Source organism: Planococcus wigleyi (assembly GCF_014836985.1).
Classification (GTDB): domain Bacteria; phylum Bacillota; class Bacilli; order Bacillales_A; family Planococcaceae; genus Planococcus; species Planococcus notacanthi.
In genome coordinates this window covers 387,347-408,801 of the sequence record NZ_JACSPU010000001.1, presented here as the reverse complement: position 1 = coordinate 408,801, position 21,455 = coordinate 387,347, and the positions used below count along the sequence as shown (strand labels likewise).

At 43.1% G+C, this 21,455-nt stretch carries 17 protein-coding genes; 8 read left to right on the top strand and 9 right to left on the bottom strand.

The window, feature by feature from the left end:
• Positions 1-124 precede the first annotated feature (124 nt).
• Positions 125-595, top strand: a complete 471-nt coding sequence (locus tag H9630_RS01710; RefSeq protein WP_191713760.1) for a competence protein ComK — start codon at positions 125-127, stop codon at positions 593-595.
• A gap of 80 nt (positions 596-675) precedes the next feature.
• On the opposite strand, the gene H9630_RS01705 is transcribed toward H9630_RS01710, so the two are convergent.
• The gene (locus tag H9630_RS01705; RefSeq protein WP_191713759.1) at positions 676-1,728 is read right to left on the bottom strand and encodes a glycine-rich domain-containing protein; all 1,053 of its coding nucleotides are present in this window, start codon (positions 1,726-1,728) and stop codon (positions 676-678) included.
• Positions 1,729-1,914: 186 nt separating this feature from the next.
• Entirely contained in the window at positions 1,915-2,436 is a 522-nt protein-coding gene (locus H9630_RS01700) for a GyrI-like domain-containing protein (RefSeq protein WP_191713758.1), read from the bottom strand.
• A gap of 276 nt (positions 2,437-2,712) precedes the next feature.
• On the opposite strand from H9630_RS01700, the gene H9630_RS01695 reads away from it, so the two are divergent.
• Both H9630_RS01695 and H9630_RS01690 read left to right on the top strand, forming a co-directional pair.
• Positions 2,713-3,531, top strand: coding sequence for a TetR/AcrR family transcriptional regulator (locus H9630_RS01695; protein ID WP_191713757.1), 819 nt, complete (start codon positions 2,713-2,715; stop codon positions 3,529-3,531).
• Positions 3,532-3,549: 18 nt separating this feature from the next.
• A complete protein-coding gene (locus H9630_RS01690; RefSeq protein ID WP_191713756.1) occupies positions 3,550-6,768 on the top strand; it encodes an efflux RND transporter permease subunit in 3,219 nt (1,072 codons plus the stop codon).
• Between the two features lie 196 nt (positions 6,769-6,964).
• Here the strand turns inward: H9630_RS01690 and H9630_RS01685 are convergent, their stop codons facing one another.
• Positions 6,965-7,840 (bottom strand): DUF1028 domain-containing protein, encoded by an 876-nt coding sequence (locus H9630_RS01685; RefSeq protein WP_191713755.1) that lies wholly within the window; start codon positions 7,838-7,840, stop codon positions 6,965-6,967.
• 155 nt (positions 7,841-7,995) lie between these two features.
• Positions 7,996-9,132 (bottom strand): CDP-glycerol glycerophosphotransferase family protein, encoded by a 1,137-nt coding sequence (locus H9630_RS01680; protein ID WP_191714475.1) that lies wholly within the window; start codon positions 9,130-9,132, stop codon positions 7,996-7,998.
• A gap of 262 nt (positions 9,133-9,394) precedes the next feature.
• On the opposite strand from H9630_RS01680, the gene tagD reads away from it, so the two are divergent.
• From tagD to H9630_RS01665, 3 genes are all read left to right on the top strand, one after another.
• Positions 9,395-9,787: a glycerol-3-phosphate cytidylyltransferase gene (gene tagD, locus H9630_RS01675; RefSeq protein ID WP_191713754.1), complete on the top strand. Its 393-nt coding sequence runs from the start codon at positions 9,395-9,397 to the stop codon at positions 9,785-9,787.
• The gene (locus tag H9630_RS01670; protein WP_191713753.1) at positions 9,784-10,953 is read left to right on the top strand and encodes a CDP-glycerol glycerophosphotransferase family protein; all 1,170 of its coding nucleotides are present in this window, start codon (positions 9,784-9,786) and stop codon (positions 10,951-10,953) included. Before tagD ends, H9630_RS01670 begins: the two co-directional genes overlap by 4 nt.
• Positions 10,954-11,184: 231 nt before the next feature.
• Positions 11,185-12,210, top strand: coding sequence for a LysM peptidoglycan-binding domain-containing protein (locus tag H9630_RS01665; protein ID WP_318247973.1), 1,026 nt, complete (start codon positions 11,185-11,187; stop codon positions 12,208-12,210).
• Positions 12,211-12,260: 50 nt separating this feature from the next.
• Here H9630_RS01665 and H9630_RS01660 read toward each other — a convergent pair whose 3' ends face one another.
• Positions 12,261-12,818 carry a DUF4126 domain-containing protein gene (locus H9630_RS01660; RefSeq protein ID WP_191713752.1) on the bottom strand — a complete coding sequence of 186 codons (558 nt, stop codon included), beginning with the start codon at positions 12,816-12,818 and terminating at the stop codon, positions 12,261-12,263.
• Between the two features lie 112 nt (positions 12,819-12,930).
• Entirely contained in the window at positions 12,931-13,815 is an 885-nt protein-coding gene (galU, locus tag H9630_RS01655; RefSeq protein ID WP_191713751.1) for a UTP--glucose-1-phosphate uridylyltransferase GalU, read from the bottom strand.
• 242 nt (positions 13,816-14,057) lie between these two features.
• Between galU and H9630_RS01650 the strand changes: the two genes are divergently transcribed.
• Together H9630_RS01650 and H9630_RS01645 are read left to right on the top strand one after the other, a co-directional pair.
• Positions 14,058-15,245, top strand: coding sequence for a processed acidic surface protein (locus H9630_RS01650; protein ID WP_191713750.1), 1,188 nt, complete (start codon positions 14,058-14,060; stop codon positions 15,243-15,245).
• A 2-nt stretch (positions 15,246-15,247) separates the two neighbouring features.
• Positions 15,248-15,922, top strand: coding sequence for a class D sortase (locus tag H9630_RS01645; protein WP_191713749.1), 675 nt, complete (start codon positions 15,248-15,250; stop codon positions 15,920-15,922).
• A gap of 70 nt (positions 15,923-15,992) precedes the next feature.
• Here H9630_RS01645 and H9630_RS01640 read toward each other — a convergent pair whose 3' ends face one another.
• The 3 genes from H9630_RS01640 to H9630_RS01630 form a co-directional block, all read right to left on the bottom strand.
• Positions 15,993-17,543, bottom strand: coding sequence for a glycosyltransferase family 2 protein (locus H9630_RS01640; RefSeq protein ID WP_191713748.1), 1,551 nt, complete (start codon positions 17,541-17,543; stop codon positions 15,993-15,995).
• Between the two features lie 62 nt (positions 17,544-17,605).
• A complete protein-coding gene (locus H9630_RS01635; protein ID WP_191713747.1) occupies positions 17,606-20,281 on the bottom strand; it encodes a bifunctional glycosyltransferase/CDP-glycerol:glycerophosphate glycerophosphotransferase in 2,676 nt (891 codons plus the stop codon).
• Entirely contained in the window at positions 20,271-21,446 is a 1,176-nt protein-coding gene (locus H9630_RS01630) for a glycosyltransferase (protein ID WP_191713746.1), read from the bottom strand. Before H9630_RS01630 ends, H9630_RS01635 begins: the two co-directional genes overlap by 11 nt.
• Positions 21,447-21,455: the final 9 nt, after the last annotated feature.

Genomic DNA, 21,455 nt, shown 5'->3' with positions numbered 1-21,455 from the left:
TCGAGGAAACAAACCGTTTGTGCGCAACAATTATCAAAAGAGTTTTTATTTTCAAAAAATAGATTGCCTGATAAAGTAGCGAATGGTAGAATTTTCATGTGTTGAGAAAGGGGAGCTTGTGCCAGTGAAGAAATATGATGAGAACTTAATTGATCGATCAGTGTTGTTTGTGGAAAGTTATTTCGAAACAGAAAGAAAGTCTAAAATCGTCACTAAAGACGGCATTTTTTATTCCCGCGATTCTGTTTTGACCTTGATTGATCAGGCCTGTATGATGTTTGCTTCTACATACGAAGGCCGCGTAAAAGCCACACGGCATAATCTTAAACAGCATAAAAAAACAACACTTCTCATCTCAGAAGATGGTTTGGCCGCCTATCCCACAAAGTCTCCGGATCACCCTGACTGCGTTTGGATTTTCAACCACCATTACCGCCTTGAAACTATAGCCCCAACCAGAACCCGCATCATTTTCGATGAATTCAATGTTTCAACAGAAGTCAATGTCTCCATCGGCATCCTGCAAAAACAGCGCAGCCGTATGTACGAGATGATTTACTATTATTCAAACGTCCGTGAAAGAAACAAGCGCTGAAAGAAACAAGACACTTCTCTCTGCATTGGGATATGCCAATGCAGAGAGAGGTGTCTTTCTTCCAGAAAACATTATCCCTTTCAATCAGATCCGCCGCAGCTGCTTCCGCAGGAATGGCCGCTGTCGGAGCCGCCAGAATCAGTTGATTCAGCAGCACACCAAGGATCTCTTGAGTTTTTAGGGCTGTCCAAAAGATTGCTGAGAAAACCTGGGTTTTCCGCATCGGCATCCAGCTTGATCTTTCTTTGTGTTTTTGCTATCCCCAGGGATTCAGCATACGTTGTGCCATCACTATTCGCCGCCCAAAATACGTAAGGAAGCGTCAGCTCATTTGCAGTTCCCGGTGTGGGATAGGAGTTTGCGGAGATGCGAGTCTGCTTTTGGAGAAACTGCTTGAATTTCCCTTTGTTGCCTGCAGCCTGGATATCCTCCTTTATGCTCCGAACCAATCCTTGAACCAGTCGCCGAGTTTCAGGCCTGGCAAAAAAGTACCTCCCTTTGAGTTGATCGATGTCTGTGTCTCTCCATTCAGCAATAAACTCTTCGCTTGGCATGTTTGCATAAAATGGAGTGCCCCATGATTTGACCGAAGAAGGTTTCTCAAGGAATAGTTTTTTGTACATCATATCAAACAAGAACTTATCATCGGCTCCATCTACACCATCCACGTTTGGGGCATGATGAATAAATTGTCCAGCAAATTTTTCTGTGAAATGCTTATATTGATTGGTGAACATCAATTGCTGATGCCACACTTCGTCTACGGCTTTTGAGAACATCGGCACTTTTTTCAGAATAGAGGCCATAAGAAGAAAACGTTTCTGCTCAAACATCAATTCCAGGATAGTTTCCTGGCTATACTTAGTCTCCTGAACCATTCGATTGTAGATATTCACTTGATAGTCCAGCGGCAAAGCATCTTCCAACTGTTGCGCATGATTTCGAGCAGCAGAATCCGTCTCTTTTACAAAATCCAATTCTAAAGTCTGTTGTTTTTTGACCAATTCGACTTTCGTCAGCAAAAACAATTCCCGATTTCCATTTTTCGCGTTAAACTTCTTTCGATTCTGCGAATAACTTCCGAAAGCAACGGCTCCTACGATTGCAACAATAATTCCAAAGGATACAAACATCTTATCTCTCCTTTTTTAAATGAACCTTCCTTTTCTATCTTACTCCAAAAAAAGGCTGTTTTACATACATTGGAAAAATGCTTTTACTGTATATTTGCAATGAGCTAATTTTACTCTATCGAAAAAAGCACTTCTCATTATTCCGGCTAAAAATGCCAATCTAAAGAGAAGTACTTTTCATTTCGCCTATGCAGCGTCGTCGCGCATGAGCAGAAATGCGATTTCAATTGCCCATTTGTTCAAGTCGGGTTCCGTTTCGGGATCGGTTACGTAAAATTCGAAACGGCCGTTCCATATTTCATCTTCGCCTTCCCAACGTTTATCGATGTCCAACCCTTCAAGTAGTGCCCATTGTTCTAGGGCATCAAGAGATTTTTCCAACTCATCGGGATGCCCTTTATGCAAAGCTCTTACATAGGAACCGCCCGGAATATAACTTGCCACTACACGTTCATCTACCGACACCATGCGCTTGACCGGCACTCCAACTTCCATCTTGTACTTGCCCTCAGAATCTCCCATACACCAATATCGAAAAAATGGAGCTCCTGCCGGTTTGATGCCTCTCTTCTTCAACCAGTCGAATAGTTCACCAACCAGGCCGTTGACTTCGTCCCATTCCGATAGCCCCGCCACAATTGGAATTCCGACATATGGCTGCTCTGCACGTTCTTCCACAAATGGTTCACTGATATACTTCTGCCCCATCCAACCCTCTCCTCTTTGAACGAATCGAGCCAATAACTGTATTATTCTCTATTCGTCCTGACAGTCCTTTAATTCAGTACAGAAATTTCAATATAAAAACGTTCTAAAATTTTTAAACCTTCATTCGCAATAAAGTCGTCATTTACATCATCACCAGACAAGAAATTGTCACATCATTCGAAGCTCTTCAAATTGACATTAATAGGTGGAAACTATAATCTGAAACAGGTGACTGACCGGTCACTATATGTGACCGATTGGTTTAGGAGGGCTTGAATGGACAAAAGAACTGAGATTATGAAACAGGCTGTGCACCTGTTTTCTTCAAAAGGCTTTCATCAAACTTCTGTTCAGGAAGTGGCACAAGCCGCTGGAATTTCCAAAGGAGCTTTTTATAAACATTTCGATTCGAAGGAAAACATGTTCATCGAAATCCTAAAACAGCACCACGAAGAAATCTCGACGGAAATCGCCAATTACGAGCAAGTACCTGGTTCAGATTCCAAGGATGTCTTCAAGAAGAAACTGGCCATTGAAATTGAACGCACTCTCTCCAATCAGGAATTTTTCATGATGGTGTTCAAGGACATGCCGCTCAGCGACAGTGACAAGCTGAGTGCCTTATTCGGGGAATTGCGGCAGTCGACCATCACATTGCATAAAACCATTTTGTTGGATACATACGGCATGGAGATCGAGCCGTTCCTTCCCGATTTGGTGACGGTGCTTGAAGGTCTGATGCAGCAATACATCATCACCTTGTTGATGGACAAGAAACAAGTGCAAATCTCCAGGCTCGCCAATTTCATCACAGCTGCTATCGACGCCGTTGTAAATAATTTAGCGGCGATGGAACCTGTATTGGCTGAAGCACATTCCCCTGCAGAAACAATCGAGCAACTCCTGATGCAAATCTCAGAGAAGATTAAGGCATCTGAAACGAATCCCGATAAGTTGCTGGCTTCACTGGATTTGCTGAAAGAACAAATCGGCCAAACAGAACCACAGGATTTTTTGATTGAAGCCCTGCTGCTTTATTTGAAACAGCATCCTTCCATTAAGAATGAAGTCATCTATCTGGAATATTTCATTTAACGAATAGGAGCTAAGAACTTGAAAAAAATCATTGATTTTTCCTTAAACAACAAATTTGCGATATGGATTTTGACCATTATGGTTGTCGTTGCCGGCCTTTATGCAGGCTTGACGATGAAGCAAGAATCCATTCCGAGTATTACACTGCCTGCAGTTACTGTAGTCACTACATACCCGGGCGCTGCGCCTGACGAAATTATGGAAGAAGTTACGATTCCAATGGAACAGCGGATTCAAAATATGAATGGCGTCGAACTGATGACATCCACATCATTAGCCAACGCTTCCACTATCCAAGTCCAGTACGACTTTGATGTCGATATGGACGAGGCCACCCGCGAATTGGAAGATGCGTTGTCGCAAGTTTCAATTCCCGAAGCAGCCAATGAACCAGAGGTTTCCCGCCTTAGCCTGGATGCCTTCCCGATTCTGACATTGAGCATCAGCAATTCCGGAAGCTCACTGGAAGAACTGACAGCAAACGTTGAAGACAATGTCCTGCCTGCTCTTGAAGGCGTAGACGGTTTATCCGATGCACAAGTATCGGGTCAGCGTGTGCAGAAAGTCACGATGGCTTTTGACCAGGAAGCTCTGGCACAATACGGCTTGACTGAAGAAACAATCCAGCAATTGATCCAAGGTTCAAAACTGACTTTCCCATTAGGATTGACGGACTTTGACGGAGAACTTAAAAACTTGGTCATCGATGGCGATATTACAACTGTCGACGACTTGAAAAACCTGCAGATTCCAGCTATCCCTCAAGCGGCAGCTGCTGCTCCGACAGCCCCAGCTCCTGATGCTGCTGCCGGCGCACAAACACCAACTGGCCCTGATGCCCCTGCAGGCGCACAAGCCCCGGCCGCTCCTGGTGCCGCTGCAGGCGCACAGGATCCTGCCGCTCAAGCTCCAGCTGCTCCAACTACAATTCCGACAGTCGCTTTAAGCGAATTGGCTGACATTGAAGTGGTGAGTGAAGCGGAATCGATTTCCCGTACGAACGGTGAAGAATCGATCGGTATTTCAATCATCAAATCACCAGATGCCAACACCGTTGAAGTGGTTAATGCTGTCAAAGACATCGTTGCAGATGCTGAAGACGAATATGGATTAACGATCTCTTCAACATTCGACCAAGGCGAACCAATCGAGAAATCGGTCGAAACGATGCTCAGCAAAGCGTTATTCGGTATTTTATTTGCCGTCGTCATCATTTTGCTGTTCCTTCGCAGCTTCAAGACAACATTGATTTCAATCATCTCGATCCCGTTATCCTTATTGATGGCAATTTTCTTATTGAATCAATTGGATATTACCTTGAACATCATGACACTCGGCGCATTGACTGTAGCTATCGGCCGCGTCATCGATGACTCGATCGTCGTTATCGAAAACATCTACCGCCGTATGGCCTTGCCTGGTGAGAAATTGCGCGGCAAAGAATTGATTCGTGAAGCAACAAGCGAAATGTTCCTTCCGATTTTCTCATCAACCGTCGTCACCATCGCGGTATTCCTTCCGCTTGCCCTTGTCAGCGGACAGATTGGCGAATTGTTCTTGCCATTTGCCCTCGCAGTGGTCTTTGCCTTATCAGCTTCTTTACTGGTTGCTGTAACCATCGTTCCGATGATGGCGCATTTGATGTACCGCAAGCAATTGCAGAATCTGGATACTCCTCAATCCAATAAAAAAGAACACAAGCCAGGAAAAATGGCAGCCAGCTACAAACGCATTTTGGAATGGTCATTGAACCACAAAATCATCACATTCGGAGGAGCTACCGTAGTCCTTGTCGCCAGCCTATTCCTGATTCCCGTAATCGGCGTCAGTTTCCTTCCTGAAGAAGAACAAAAAATGGTCATGGCTACTTACAGCCCCGAACCCGGCCAGACACGTGAAGACGTGGAAGCCATTGCACTTGATGCAGAAGCTTCCATTGATGGACGTGAAGGCGTCACTTCATACCAATACTCGCTTGGCGGCGGAAATCCGTTGTCAGCTATGGGCGGAGGCGGAGATAATTCCGCATTGTTCTATATTGAATATGATGATAACTTTGCCGAATTCGAAAATGAAAGCAAAAAACTGATTGAAGAATTGAACGGCTCTACTGAAACCGGTGAATGGGCAAGCCTGGACTTTGCTGCAATGGGAGCAAGCGGTCTGGAAATGTTCGTTTACGGTGACAGCGTGGAAGACATTCAAACAGCCATCAATGAAATCCAGCCGTTCATGGAAGACAACGATGGTTTAGAAAACACAGAGTCCAGCTTGACTGAAGCTTATGATCAGTTTACTTTGGTAGCTAATCAGGAAAGCTTGAGCGAAAACGGCTTAACTGCTGCCCAAATCGGTATGGCGTTAAGCAGCGTTGGCGAAGCTCCTGTATTGACCACCGTTACGAACGAAGATAAAGAACTGAACGTATATATCGAAACAGAAGAAACCGAATACGCGGGAATTGATGACGTAACAGCCATCGAAATTCCAACTGCCCTTGGTTCGACTGTGACAGTCGGTGAAGTCATGGAAGTGGAAGAAGGCAAATCGCCGGATACCATCAACCGCAGAGATGGCCAAATGTATGCATCTCTGACTGCAGACGTTATTGGCAACAATGCTGCGGAAATCACTGCGGAAATCGATGAGCAGGTAGCAGAGCTTGACCTTCCTTCCGGTGTCACTACTGACCACGGCGGCGTAACTGAACAGATCAACGAATCGTTCACTCAGCTTGGCTTAGCAATGCTGGCAGCCATCGCGATCGTTTACTTTGTATTGGTTGTTACATTCGGAGGCGCACTCGCTCCATTCTCTATCCTGTTCTCGTTGCCATTCACGGTTATCGGCGTACTTGTGGCGTTATGGATTACTGGAGAAGCATTGAGTGTCAACGCATTGATTGGTGTTTTAATGCTGATCGGCATCGTTGTGACAAATGCCATCGTTTTGATTGACCGCGTCATCCACATGGAAAAAGCCGGGTTGACAACACGCGAAGCCCTTCTTGAAGGCGGCGTGACACGTCTACGCCCTATCCTGATGACTGCTTTAGCAACTATCGGAGCTTTAATTCCGCTTGCTATTGGCGTGGAAGGCGGAGGCGGCGGATTAATTTCCCAAGGCCTCGGCATCACGGTTATCGGCGGATTGATCAGCTCGACTTTACTGACATTGGTTATTGTGCCGATCGTCTATGAAGTCGTGTCGAAGTTCCGTAAGAAACAAATAGATTAAGCTTTTAAATAAAGGCAGCTCACTCATGAGCTGCCTTTTTCCATGCTTATTTTTGGTGAGCGCACCTCAACTGTCCAACACCGCACCTCGCAGCTTTACAAGCGCACCTCAAACGGCCAACACCGCACCTCGCAGCATCACAAGCGCACCTCACCAAATAAAAAGCCTGCTCAGCTATCCTAAACAGGCTCTAAACTCATTGCTTTTTCAAATATGCCAATACCGATTCATCGATAAGCGCTTCTTCTGACCAATGATCGTCGAAGTTCTCCCGCAGCACAAATGCCTTCAATGCCTCTTTCACTTCCGCGTTATAGCTGTTGTAGTCGCCCATCTCCAATAAACTAAGCTTCACCAATTGTTCTACAACCGTTTTCAGCACATCCTCTTCGATGGCCAGTTTGTCTTCTGACGGGGCGGCATACATTTTATGCAGCTCATACAGCCGCTGCAATTCTTCGATTGGCTCCGGATGGTCATCCACCCGCAGATCCACTTTGACATCGTTATAGCCGCCGTACCCAGCGCCTTCCTGCACAACATAAACAGCAGCCGACTGTTTCCCTCTGCTGTCGCCTCCTGCGTGTTGAGCAGCTGCGACGGCCTTCAGCATGCGTTCAGCCAATGGGCCTTCCGACGCTTCAAATGTCCGGCTCATTTCACTGACCGTTTCTTCACTGACCAGAATATTGCCTTGGCAGGAATGGTTCTTCCCTATTATGTGTCCCGCCCAGTCATAGCACTCATGGCCAGTGAAGGCACTGGCCTCACCATCGGCATTAATGACAGCAACTTGGCGCAAACTTCTGCCCGGATCGTCCGCAACGAGCTTGTCAATGACTTCTTCTGGCGATAAGCCTTTTTCCAACAACGTTAATCCTTCAGGTCCAAAAGCGGTATTCGCCCAGGACTGTGTTGCCACTGCGCCTACATTGGCTTTTGCCCATGGAACCACCGAGCCGACTGCCAAAAACTTCGATTGGACAGCGACGCCCACTTCTCCGGTTTCCGGATCTGCTGCGACAATTGAAAATGTCGCCACCAACTGTTCTTTGTTTACCATATTCTTCATGTTGTCTCACCCCTTTTCTCTACTGTAGAATAATTAAGAAAAAATTTCCTCTCTTAGCAATTCTGAGCACAAAAAAAACTGCAGCAATCCTTAAAGGACTTCTGCAGATTCTGTATTGATTCTTGGTTGCGGAATATACTATACCCCTTATACGATCACTTTAGAATAGTTTGAACAACCCGCTCCGTTGCCTTCCCATCTTCCAGGGAAGAAAAACGATTTTTAAACTCGCTGAATGTCGAACTCAATTGGACATTGCTATCAGACATCGCATGGATTGCCTGAAACAGTTCTTTTTCGGTCTGGACAATCGGTCCCGGCGCATCTTTTTCGATATCGATGTAGAAACCACGAAGCTGGTCGCGATAGTTTTCCAAGTCATACATAAAGAAAATAATCGGTCGATTTAAGATAGCATAGTCGAAAAAGACTGATGAGTAATCCGTAATCAGCAAATCAGAAGCGAGATAAAGATCGCGGATGTCCGGATATAGCGACACATCATAAACTACGCCTTCATAGGCTGAGAAATCAAAGTTTTCAGCAACTAAATAGTGCATGCGGGACAGCAGCACCCATTCGTCCCCGAATTCCTTTATCCAGTTTTCCAAAGCAAATTGGAACTCGAACTTGTATTTCCCTTTTTGATAAAATTCATTATCTCTCCAGGTTGGGGCATATAGCATGACTTTCTTGTCTTCAGCAATACCTAAATCCTTCTTCAGGTTGCTGATTAAAGTATCTGAATGGCTGCTCAGTACATCATTACGGGGATATCCGGATTCAATCACTTTCCCTTTATAATGGAAGGCGCGTTTAAAGATTTCTGTTGAATAAGAATTCGGAGAAACCAGATAATCCCATTTTTCAGATTCCAAAGCAAAATTCTTTTTGTATTCCGATGTATCCGTATTCGGCATGTGAATCTCTTCGATATCCAGCCCTAATTTTTTTAAGGGAGTTCCGTGCCATGTTTGAAGGTAAACTGTCCCTTTCGGTTTTGGCATCCATCGAGGCAATCTGACATTGTTTACCCAATACTCAGCTCTTGGAAATGTCCAGAACCAAGGAATAGTGAATCTGCGAATATAAGGCACTTTAAAATCTTCGAATAAACTGACCGCACTCTTATCCACACTCCAAAGGAGTTTGTATTCGGAGTGATGTTCTTTCATGTATTCATAGATGGCGCGCGGGCTGTCACTGAATTGCTTGGCATGAAAGCTTTCGAATACCATTAACTTTTTTTTCTTTGGAAGAGTTCCTAATACCACGAACACAGCTCGGAACATTCTTCTCGTATAGCTGCTATTTTTAAGATTCTTGATTTTTTGAACGAAACTCAATTTTTTCACCTTATTTCTTTCTTTGAGAACTGTTTTGCAGGAGGTACAATTATAAACAGTATTCGGTGCATCTTTAGCGCAACAAAAGCGTCTAATACCTTGTATTCAACCAATATTTTCAATAGCTATTACACATGATAACATATAAGATGGTATCATAGCATATTGTTAAATATACCGAAAATAAGCATTTATGGAGTGAGCATATATGAAGAAAGTAATTACCTATGGCACCTTTGATTTGATTCATCACGGCCATATAAACATATTGAAACGTGCTAAAGCGAATGGCGACTACTTAATTGTCGGCCTTTCTTCTGACGAATTTAATGAAATCAAAGGCAAAGCTGCCTATCATTCTTATGAGGAACGCAAACTTATCCTGGAAGCGATTAAATATGTGGACGAAGTCATTCCCGAACACAATTGGGGACAAAAAATCCAAGACATTCAAAAAAACAACGTAAACTTATTTGTTATGGGATCTGACTGGGAAGGCAAATTCGATGAACTCAAGGAATATTGCGAAGTTCTGTATTTGCCAAGAACTGAAGGAATTTCCACTTCAAAAATTAAAGCAGACCTTCTGAACAACCAATGATTAAAGAGTTTGGAATTTCCATCTATCTATTTTTCTTTAAAGTTTTCTTTTCCCTGTTCAATCTTTTCCCCATGAAAAATAAAACGGTCTTTCTTTCTTCTTTTGGTGATAATGCTTTTTTCATTGCAAAAGAATTAGCGAAGTCGGAAAAGCATCAAATTATCTTTATTAACCAATCCAGATGCAAAATCGACTTTACCACTGTCCCTACAACCAATAAAAAGATATACAGCTTTGAAACGTCCAATATTTTGGACACGTTCTTATCAATCTATCATTTAGCAACTGCAAAATACGTTTTTGTCGATAATTATGCGGGTGTCCTCTCTGTTATTCGCTTCCGCCAAGAAGTAAAATGCATTCAATTGTGGCATGCGGCTGGAGCCATCAAGAAATTTGGTTGGAGCGATCCTGAAACATCCGCCAGAAGCGAACGGGCCAAGCAGCGCTTTCAGCAAGTATACGACCGGTTTCAATACATTCCTGTCGGCTCCCAGCAAATGGCGGATATCTTTTCTGAATCCTTCCATGTGGATCAAAGCCATTTTATCTATACGGGGGTTCCTCAGACTGATTTCTATTTCGATAAAGCTGCAAAAGAAAGTGCTTACGCCAAATTAATCGAGAGATATCCAATCATTGCAGGAAAAAAAGTGGTATTGTATGCCCCTACTTTCCGGAAAAATTCGTTGCACAGCATGAAAGTTCAATTAGAGGTATCAGAGTTTCTGGAAAAAATGGATGGGGATTATGTGCTCATGATCCGGCTGCATCCATCTGTCCAAGAAGTAACCAACATAGTGGATCATCCACGGGTCCTGTTGGCCACTGACTATCCCCACCTCAGCGATCTGCTGATCGTCAGCGACATCTTGATCACCGATTATTCGTCTATCCCAGTGGAGTTCTCGCTGCTCGGGAAAAAGATGATTTTCTATGCGTATGACTTGGAAGATTACGGCAAGACACAAGGAATATGGGCGGAAAGCAATCTTTATTTCCCTGGTCCGATCGCTAAGACCACTACAGAAGTGCTTGCGCATATTCAAGATTCTTCTGTGGACCATGAAAAAATTGATTTGTTCCGCAACCATTGGAATACATATTCGACTGGCCACAGCACTTGTCAGCTCATTACCGCCATTTACGATACAAAAGATTTATAAAGAAAAATCCAGCTGCCCAATCTGCGGACAACTGGATTTTTTCTTTTCGGATACACCAATTAATTTTCTAAATATTCAGTTTTAATTAGCCCCTATTGCTTATCCATGTGGTATAATATGATTAGAGAATCTGCAAAAATCCCTCCTCAATCTTTCACCATAGTTACCGGCCTAATCTCTCCTATACATATGCTGGCTCGGCTCAGCGCACTAAATAAAGGGGTGAGAAAGGTGCTTTCTAAATGGATTAAAGTTGCAGCAGCCATGTTACTGATCCTGTTTACTGTGTTCTCCTTCTCCAGCCAGCCACAAGCAGCAAGCTCCACTTATGTCTCAAAAGGCAGCACTACCAGCAAAGTTGTCGCTCTTACTTTCGATGACGGTTCAGATGGCACAAACATCAACAAAATTCTGGATGTACTATCTGCCAATAACGTCAAAGCCACGTTCTTTTTGACAGGATCCGGAGCAAAAAATCATCCGACTTGGATTAAGAATATCTCAGCCAAAGGCCATCAGCTCGGCAACCACTCTTATTCACATCCTGATTTCACGAAACTCACCGCCGCTAAGATAAAAAGTGAGTTGGCCACCACCGAAACGACCATTAAAGGGATAACAGGAAAATCGACTAAACCGATTTTCAGAGCCCCTTTTGGTGCATCCAATTCAACTATCCTTAAAACGGTAGGTGAAGCTGGATATACCCACACGATTCAGTGGAATATCGATACCGTCGACTGGAAAGGCGTTTCATCCACACAGATTACCAATAAGGTCATGAACAATATTGTACCGGGATCAATCATTTTGATGCATACCGGTGCAGGTGCCTCTGGGACTCCGGGTGCTTTACCGGGCATGATCAGCAAACTGAAAGCCCAGGGCTATAAATTTGTGACCGTCTCTGAATTATTGAAATTGCCTTCTGCTCCAGTAAGTGGAACCAAATACACAGTCAAAGCCGGTGATACTCTCTATAGCATTGCGAAAAAATACAACGTAACTGTTGCAGCGCTAGCTAAAGCCAATAACATCACCAATTATAATTTGATCCGCGTGGGCCAGGTATTAACGATTTCTGGAAAAGCCACTCCGCCCCCTGCCACTTCAGTAAAATACACGGTTAAGTCCGGTGATACCCTTTACAGCATCGCGCGCACCTATAAAACGACCGTTGCCAAGATTGCAGCAGCCAATAAAATAACCAATGTCAATGCGATCCGTGTAGGACAGGTGCTGGTAATTCCGAGATAGCAGAAAAGCTTGATAGAAAAGGAGCTGGAAAAGTAAATTCCAGCTCCTTTTCATATGGTCTTCGGTTTGTAGAGAAACCGGCGATATAATTTATAAATCATGAACGCCATGACAATCAGGAAAAAAACCGCCAGAATTGGCGCTATGAATATCAGAATCGGTGCCAGCGTAGCCGTAGCATCTTCTGCCAAGGAAACAGCCGGACTCATCAAAGCCGTTTCACTGACTCCTTTAACGGCTGTAATGGTTGCATGGGAGGCAGTGGCTGCGCCCCCACCGCCGATGATTGCGATGCTCCATTCCAAAAAGGGGCTCATGTCTCCAATAAACGACGCCGTCAGCAGAATGCCCGCCAATGCAGCGATCGGTGTGGAAATCATTTTCATAAACGAGCCCACAGCCGGAATATAATTGACGGCCACTTCAAAAAGGGTCGCTACCCCAAAAGCGATAATTGCGGGAGTGCTGCCGATCCAGCTGAACCCTTCTGAAAGTGTCAGCCAATCTACATGCACGAATATACCTGTGATCAACAAAGGAGTAAAGATTCTAAACCCCACAGTTGCACTTAATGCCAACCCGATGCATATTGCAAGAATGGTTTCCATGACCGTGACCTCCATCGTCTTCATTTTCTTTTCACTATACAGGAGCTTGAGGCTCTCCGATACCGAATGGATAAAGCAAAGGGATACCGATTCTCATCCCCCCTTGCACTCTTCAAGGGTTTTGGCGTTCTTTTTCCTCACTTAAGATTTTCTTGAACAACTTCAGTAAAGGTTCTTTCAACTCTTCCCGTTTTAACGCAAAATCAATCGTGGTCTCAATAAAACCAAACTTCTCGCCGACGTCATATCTTCGCCCTTCAAACTCATAAGCATAGACATTTTGGATTTTATTTAACTTTTGGATGGAGTCCGTGAGCTGTATCTCGCCTCCTGCTCCTAATTGATGCTCGCCCAAAAACCCGAAAATTTCAGGAGTCAGAATATAGCGGCCCATAATTGCGTAATTGGATGGTGCTGTTCCAAGTACCGGTTTTTCCACAAAGCTTCTGACTTTCATCAATGGGCCATCCATTGAAATCGGATCGATTATTCCATAACGATAAGTCTCTTCCAGCGGAACCTGTTGTACACCAATGATCGAGTTTCCGGTCTTTTCGAACTGTTTCATCAGTTGAGCCAGGCACGGCTCTTCATTTTCTACAATATCATCCCCTAATAACACGGCGAATGCTTCATCCCCAATAAAATTACGGGCTGACCAAATGGCATGCCCCAATCCAAGTGGCTGTTTTTGACGGATGTAGTGGATTTCCAATTTCGATGTTTGAAGAATCGCATCCAGCATATCCAATTTCCCTTTTTCCAGTAAATTGGCTTCCAGTTCAAAGGCGTGATCAAAATGGTCTTCAATCGCCCGCTTTCCTTTCCCAGTGACGATAATGATGCTGTCGATTCCTGAAGCCACGGCTTCTTCTACGATATATTGAATGGTCGGTTTGTCGACAATGGGCAGCATTTCTTTCGGCATGGCTTTTGTAGCGGGTAAGAAACGTGTTCCAAGACCGGCGGCTGGAATGATGGCTTTTCTGATGGACATCGGAAAGACCTCCTGTTTCCCATGGGTTCTATTTCTTTCTATCATAACATAATCGGAATTTTCAGAACCCAATAGTTTACATTCAGTATTCTCTTTGGACCGCTATAAAAATTAAATGTTCTCTAACAACATCTTTTCTTTTTTAAATTCCATACTTATAATTCAATATACCTATATTAATCATTCCGAACTGTGACTATAATATTCTAGATATTCCATTTATTATACACAGGGGGAAGAAAATGAAGCGTTTAGCAGTGTTTTTAGTAGTTTTAGGGTTTCTTTTTAGCAGCATGCCTTTATCAGTCTTTGCAATCAAGGCGGATGATACCAAGTTTGATCAGTTTTTAATCGAAATCAACTGGGAAAAGAAAGCCTATCTTGAGTACCTTGAGGGTAAAGGCTGGTCATTGGACGAATACGATACAGTAGATGAATTAGGAACGCCGATGACTGAACAGGGCATTCAGGCGTTATTGTCAAAGCTTGAATTGACTCGCACCGAGCTGAACGAAGTGCTTTATGAATTTGGAGACATTGAGTATGGTGAAGATGTACTTGACGGAACTCTTTTGATTTTCATCGAAGATCTTGAATACTATGTTGAATTTTATTTGGAGGATAATTTGGGAACGCCCATCACTCCTACTAATCTTCAGGAATTGATGACAGAACACGGATTCACATCAGAAAAAGCACTTGAAGATTACTTGGAAGGTTATTCCGATTCCATTGAAAACTACGAGTTTATTGAAGATCTGGAGGAGTCGCTTTTTTACTATCAAGAACTGGATGAATACGACTTGGAACTTGACGGGCTTTTCACTGAGCTTGGATTGACTGAAGAAGAACTGGAAAGATTAATCGCTCACTTGGAAACATTGGATTATCAGAATCCAGCTTTCGAGGAAAAGTTGACTCAATTAAGTGATCGCATGATGGCAATTGGTGAATTTGAAACTGCGGATGAATTAACCGCAGAACAAATCGCTGAGCTTATGGACATTTATAATGACTTGATCGAGCTTTTCGAATTGAAAACAGCTTACTTTTTTGTGAAAGATGGACAGAAAACTTCAGTATCTTTATCAACGCTTATGACGCTTGAATCAACTGAAGGCGCGGACCTGTTAATCGAAATCTATAATTTGAAAGATGTATTTTTAGCCGATATTTTATTGACAGCTGAAATGTTCGGCTCTGAAATAATCGTGGAGACAGGAACAGAACTGGGCATAGTGGAAACAATCATTTCAACACCGCCCGCGGTTCAAAAACCGGCTGTTGTGGCGCCCACAACTACTCAAACGGTAAAAGGCGGCAAACTGCCTGCTACATCCACTGATTTTGCAGTCAATGCATTGGTTGGCCTGGCTTTAATTTTCGCAGGGATTGTTTTATTCCGCCGCTTTAGAACTGAAGGGGTTTAATTATGAAAGGCAGAACTGAAAAAAGAAGAAGCAAGAAACCGCTTCTTCTTTCTCTATCCATCATTCTGATTGTTCTCGGTTTGTGGTTCAGCACCACAAATGCCGCTACTTTCGCCAAAGGCTATATGCTTTATAAAACGGGGAATCTTGAAGCGAAAAACTTCAGCAACAAACCGCAGCCACTCGAAATGGCAGAAGCTCCGATTGAAAAAGAAGATGAAAATGAAGAACCTGTTGAAGAACCAGTAAGGGACTCCATTTATCCGGAAACTCCTGAAATCGGCGACCTTATGGGTGAACTGATCATTCCGAAATTGGAAGCTTCCTTGCCGATTATCCACGGCACAAATGAAGACGAATTGGAAAAAGGCGTTGGCCATTTTGCCGAAAGCGTCCTGCCTGGGGAAAATGATAATTCGGTCCTATCTGGCCACCGGGACACGGTATTCCGCGAACTTGGTGAAGTCGGCAAAGGAGATCTACTGATTGTCAAAACTTTCTCCGGAACTTTTACTTACAAAGTACGCCAAGTCCGGATTGTAGACGAAGACGACCGGACCGTCATTGTGCCGAAGCCTAAAGCCGTTTTGACGGTTTCGACCTGTTACCCATTCGATTATGTGGGATATGCACCGGAACGCTATATCTTAGTTGCTGATTTGATTTCCAGTGAGTAAAAAGCACTTCCTAAACTGAACTGCACTTTCATTACTGGATAGCGCAATTCATGAGGAAGTGCTTTTTCGCTCATTTCTTTAACCGGCGCAATACGTTCTTCAGCAATGGCTTTAGTTTGCCTGACTGCTCCACTTTTAAGCTTAAGTTACTGTAATTGGTGGAGTAAAAAGATAGATTATATTTTTGGGTTGAGATATGACCGGAGTTATCCGCAGTTGGAGAGAGCCTTGCTCTAGTCGGACGAGAGCCTGGATAAATGCTCGATTCAAAATAAAAATCATAGATAGCTTCTTTAGTTTTGTCTATGATAGCTTTTAAAACTAGAAAGACTTGAACATTTTGGTACTCATATGGATAATTCTTTTCTTTATTTAGCTGATCCAATTGCAATTCCGCAACTGTAAGTTTCTCTTTTGTTACTCGATTTTCAGCATAAACTCGGCCTTTGCTGGGTTGAGAAGCCTTAGGAATCCATAGCTGCCCCGTCAATTTACATCGTCCGTCTTGTAGTTTCTCGATGTTATCAAACACTAATACTGGCTTATAGAAGAGCGTCACATCATACAGCTGATTTTCCCCTTGAAGAACCAAGCGTTTTTCTTCTTGTCTTACTAGCGGCTGTAGCTCCGTATGAGTCAAAACTTGAGACAATAGCAGCAAATCCTCAAAGTTCTTGTCTATTGCTACCTTATACAACAATCTTTCCTTTGCTGGCAACCTTTCTACGGCGGATGAAGGTATTCTATCTAGGAATGAGAAAATGGCACTCTCCCATTGCGCTCTGTCCTGTTCGCTAGTCAGTGCATACTTTAAGACATGCAGACGCAAGACATCCAATAAACTTTTAACGTCATGTTCCTCAATGATACGGGCATTTTTGTTCTGATCCTCTAACCACTGCCTGTTTTCATTCAATGCTTCCAAACGGTCTACAGTATTAGCTAATTTCATCTGTTGTTGAGTAATGGATGGTTTATCTTCATCATCTCTCACACGCCAATGATAAACGACTTGATCCACGACCAGTATTTTTTTAGCCAATACAGCCGCTTTCATAGTGAAAGATAAATCCTCGTAATTTTTCCCTTCTTTGAAGAAAAGCTGATTGCTGATCAAAAAGTTTTTCAGCCATAACTTGTTGCATGCGATACTGTCTTGCAGCAATTCTGGATTTTCTTTAAGCGAAGTTATTTTCTTTTCTTTATACAAATTAAAATCCACATGACGAATCGGAATGTATTTCCGCTCTTCATTGAAACGAACCACTTTCCCCACAGCATAATCCGCTTCGTTCTTTACTGCTGCTTTCACTAATAAGTTAATTGCGTTTTGCGGGATGGTATCATCAGCATCTAAGAAAAAGAGATACTTCCCTTTGCTTAGGCTTATTCCTTTGTTGCGTGTAAAGCCCAACCCGCGGTTTTCGTGGCTATAATACTGAATAGCTGCAAAAGATGCTGCATATCGCTTGGCAATAGCTTCGCAATTGTCCTCTGACCCATCATTGACAACGATCACTTCCAAATTCGCATAGGTCTGCGAAACAACGGAATCCAAGCATTCTTCCAGATACTGCTCGGCGTTATAAACGGGGATGATAATTGAAACAAGTTCTGCCAATCACTTTCCCTCCTTCATGGATAGAGTTAAAAGAGCTGCTGAAAACAGCAGCTCTCTTTACTCTATTTTTTGTTAAGAATTTTTTGAATCACTTTTGAAGATGCTCTTCCATCCGCCAAACTGCCGAATTCTTCAACAAATCGGCCGAGGGATTCGTTATACTCGTTGAGCTTGTCGGGAGTATTTAAGAAATACATAACTTCATCGATTGTTTTGCAAACAGGGCCTGGCGCTTTTTCAGTAAAGTTGAAATACATGCCTCTTCTTGTAGTGTACTCTTCCAAATCGTAGCAATACAAAATAATCGGACGCTTCAGCAAAGCGTAATCGAACATGACTGAAGAGTAATCCGTAATCAGGAGGTCTGCCAATAAATACAGCTCTTGGATATCCTGATAATTAGAAGCATTCACGATATTCGCCGGTAGTTCAAATTGAGAGATTTTATCTGACAACAGATAGTGAAGCCGCAATAAAATAACGGAACCTTCATCGATTTCCTTACTCAACAATTGAACTTCATCCAATACTTTCTGGAACGAATTCGGATCCCAATCCCTGAAAGTCGGAGCAAAAAGGATGACCCGTTTGTCTGAAGGAATGCCAAGCTCCATCTGCGCTTTTTGCTTAATGGCAATTGGTTGCTGAATCAAAATATCATTTCGTGGATAACCGGTTTCCAGAACCTCTCCCGCATAACGGAATCCTCTTTTCAGAATTTTGCTGGTATAAGGATTCGGGGAAATCAGGTAATCCCAGGCATCCGTCTGTTTTTTCAAATTCTCAAGTTCTCGGGTGCTCGGCAATGTCTTCTGGTCATACCCCATTCTCTTCAATGGTGTTCCATGCCATGTTTGAATATAGACCTGCTTTTCTTTTTTCTCAGCTAAATTGGCCATTCCTTGGTTATCAATCCAATACTTAGCACGATTCAAGTAATAGAAATGCTTTAGGCTGTTTCGTTTTACTTTGATAGCTGATCCAGGCATCTCTACAGTATCAGGGTTTTGGAAAGACCAAATATACTTGAATTTATTATTGCCTTCTAGCAATTCTTCGTAGATATATTTCGGACTGTCACTGTATTGTTTGCCCATATGACTTTCGAATAAGACCCAGTTTTGCTGTACCGGCAATTTTGGAATCCAGCGCTTAATGAAGTTCTCGAAAGAAGAATTGGATGTCTTCTGCTTCTTCTGCCCTGCTTGCGCAAGTTTCCGTTGCTGCAGTTTCCATTTGACCTGCTTTGAAAATGTAGTCGGCTGTACACGGATAGAAAACGAGTTTTTTTGGTTAACCGCAATACTTTTCGTCAATTTCCCTTGCTGTACTTGGATATTCTGCAAATCCGTTATATTAGACATTTTCACTAATAGCTTATGGAGATTGCCCATGTGGTTGACGTTTAACGACAGATAGTAATTGCCTTCCGTCATATTGCCCGCATGAAACTCAATGGTTTGGTTTTCTGCTTTCTCGGACACGAGAACTGCACCGGTCTGTCGGTTCCGCAACGACCAAAAGTAAGTGACGTTGGCATTATCAATGGAATTCACTTCTACGTCTGCCTTGAACGAAAACCGGTCGGCATCCAAGTGAATATCTGAAATGGTGAAACCGATCTCTGGACGCGCCATTTTCATGAATTTTTCATGGTTCTTTCCAGCTTTGGAAGGCCTGAAGTAATATTGGCTGCCCGTGTTATAGACTCTATTCGCAGCAGTCGGCAAGCCATTGATATAAGCGATATAGTCATCAAAGGCTTCGCGGTCACCAAGATACAACAGGTAATAGAGAATCCGGTCTCTTTCCGCCAAATTGATGAACGAATACTCATCCATCACTTCATGGAGGTATTCATGAATCAAAACGTGAAACTTCGTTTTGTATTCTTCATCGAACAGCAGATAATCATTGGTGTACAATTTCAAATCATGCCGCAAGAACTTATTATTCTTTTCTTTTTGATAAAGAGCTCCGCTATTTTCTTTCAGGAATTGATCGAAATACCGGTGGGCGATAATCCGGTTCTCAAAGTTCTCGAACTCATACCGCCGATTCGTAATGGATTTTGCATCCGCATTTTCTACCACTCGCCAATAATAGACCGGTTCCGGGATGATGCTGAATGATTCAGCCAAAAAGTAAGCTTTTCCGGTAAACACAATATCCTCGTAATGGATGCCTTCCGGGAAACGTAATTGATGTTTATCCAGAAAAGAGCGTTGGTAAATTTTATTGACAGAGAGGCTGTCAAACAGCATGCCCGTAATTTCACGGATATTCAGATTAGTGCGTTCTCGTGAATAGAGTTGCTTATGGTACCAGATTTCGTAGTTATTTGTCCGGATTACCTGACCCGCCACGAAATCCGACTGAGTCCGCTCAATGGCTTCCACCATCTTCTCGCAGGCAGTGACCGTGTACCAGTCATCGCCATCTACGAACATGACATATTGGCCCGTTGTATTCGCGATTCCTGTATTACGCGGTGTACTGCATCCTCCACTGTTTTCAGGAAGATGAATCGCCTTGAAATTCGGCTTATCACTGACATACTGATCAATCAATTCACCCGTGCGGTCAGAAGAAAAATCATTGACGACCACAACTTCCATATCCTTAAAAGTTTGTTCGTATAAAGATTCCAAGGTTTCTTCAATATACAATTCATTATTGAACGCGATAACAACTACTGAGAGTTTCGGCCGCTTGGTTAAATTTTTGTCACTGCTCAATTGAACGACCTCCCAGTTCTTCAAAAAGTTCGTACCATTCTTGCGTAATTACGTGTTTATTAAATTTCATACTGCTTTCATAAGCATTTTCGCTGTAGGCCATAAACAAGTCCTGATCTTTGGCAAGTTTTTTAATATGCCGAGCCAATAAATGAACGTCTCCGACTGGAGCAATCAAGCCGTTTTGGTATTCTTCTACAATTTCGCGTATGCCTGGTGCGCAATCAGTAGAAATGCAAGGCAGTCCGCAGGATTGAGCTTCAATCAATGACATCGGCAACCCTTCGGCTTTGGAAGACAGCACAAAAAAACTGGAATCTTTCAAGGCAGCTTCCATGTTTTCTGTTTGCCCTTCCAGAAACACGCGGTCTTCCAATTCAAAAATGCGGATGAGGTTTTCCAAATCGTCTTGGGCAGGTCCGTCACCATAAATATGCAATGTCCAATCAGGCACGTCTGCAGCTGCTTTGGCAAAGGCTTCAATTAAGACGTCAAACCCTTTGTCTGGAATCAACCTTCCTGAGGAAATGATCTTTTTCTTGCGATACAGATCAACAGAGTTCGGCAATTGACGGAAAGGCGAAGGATTATACATCACTCCCGTATTCATGAAACCTTGTTGTTCGAAATGCTCTGCATCGTTATGTGTGAGCAGCAAAAACTTGGACACTTGGCGATACTGGCTCAAAATCCGTTTATAGCGTCTGGAACTTTGAGCTGCTTTCACGCTTTCATGGCTTTGCCCGATAATTTTAATGTTCGGCTTATAAAGAATCGGCAACAGCCATTGCATGCCATACACTTGAATCACAATGACAAAAACTTCCTCATCTCCATAGGCTTCGAAAAACTCTTTTACTTCCTTACGCTGTTGCACTAATCGGCGACGACGCTTGAGTTCTTTTGACACTTTCATGAATTTCATTTGTTTCAGGTTCGATGAAAGTTCAATATCCTTCGGCGGTCGATAATTATCTCGATGCAGGACTTTGACAGGTGTCTCCGAATCAAAATAGCTGGGTACATTTTTTTGTTCATTGATACTCAGGATAGCGACATTGTGGCCATCTGCTCTAAATTGGTCCGTCAAAATAGAAGCCACCCTTTGGGCGCCTCCGTGATTATTGTATTCATTGATAACAAAAACGATGTTCTTGCTTTCCATATAATTACT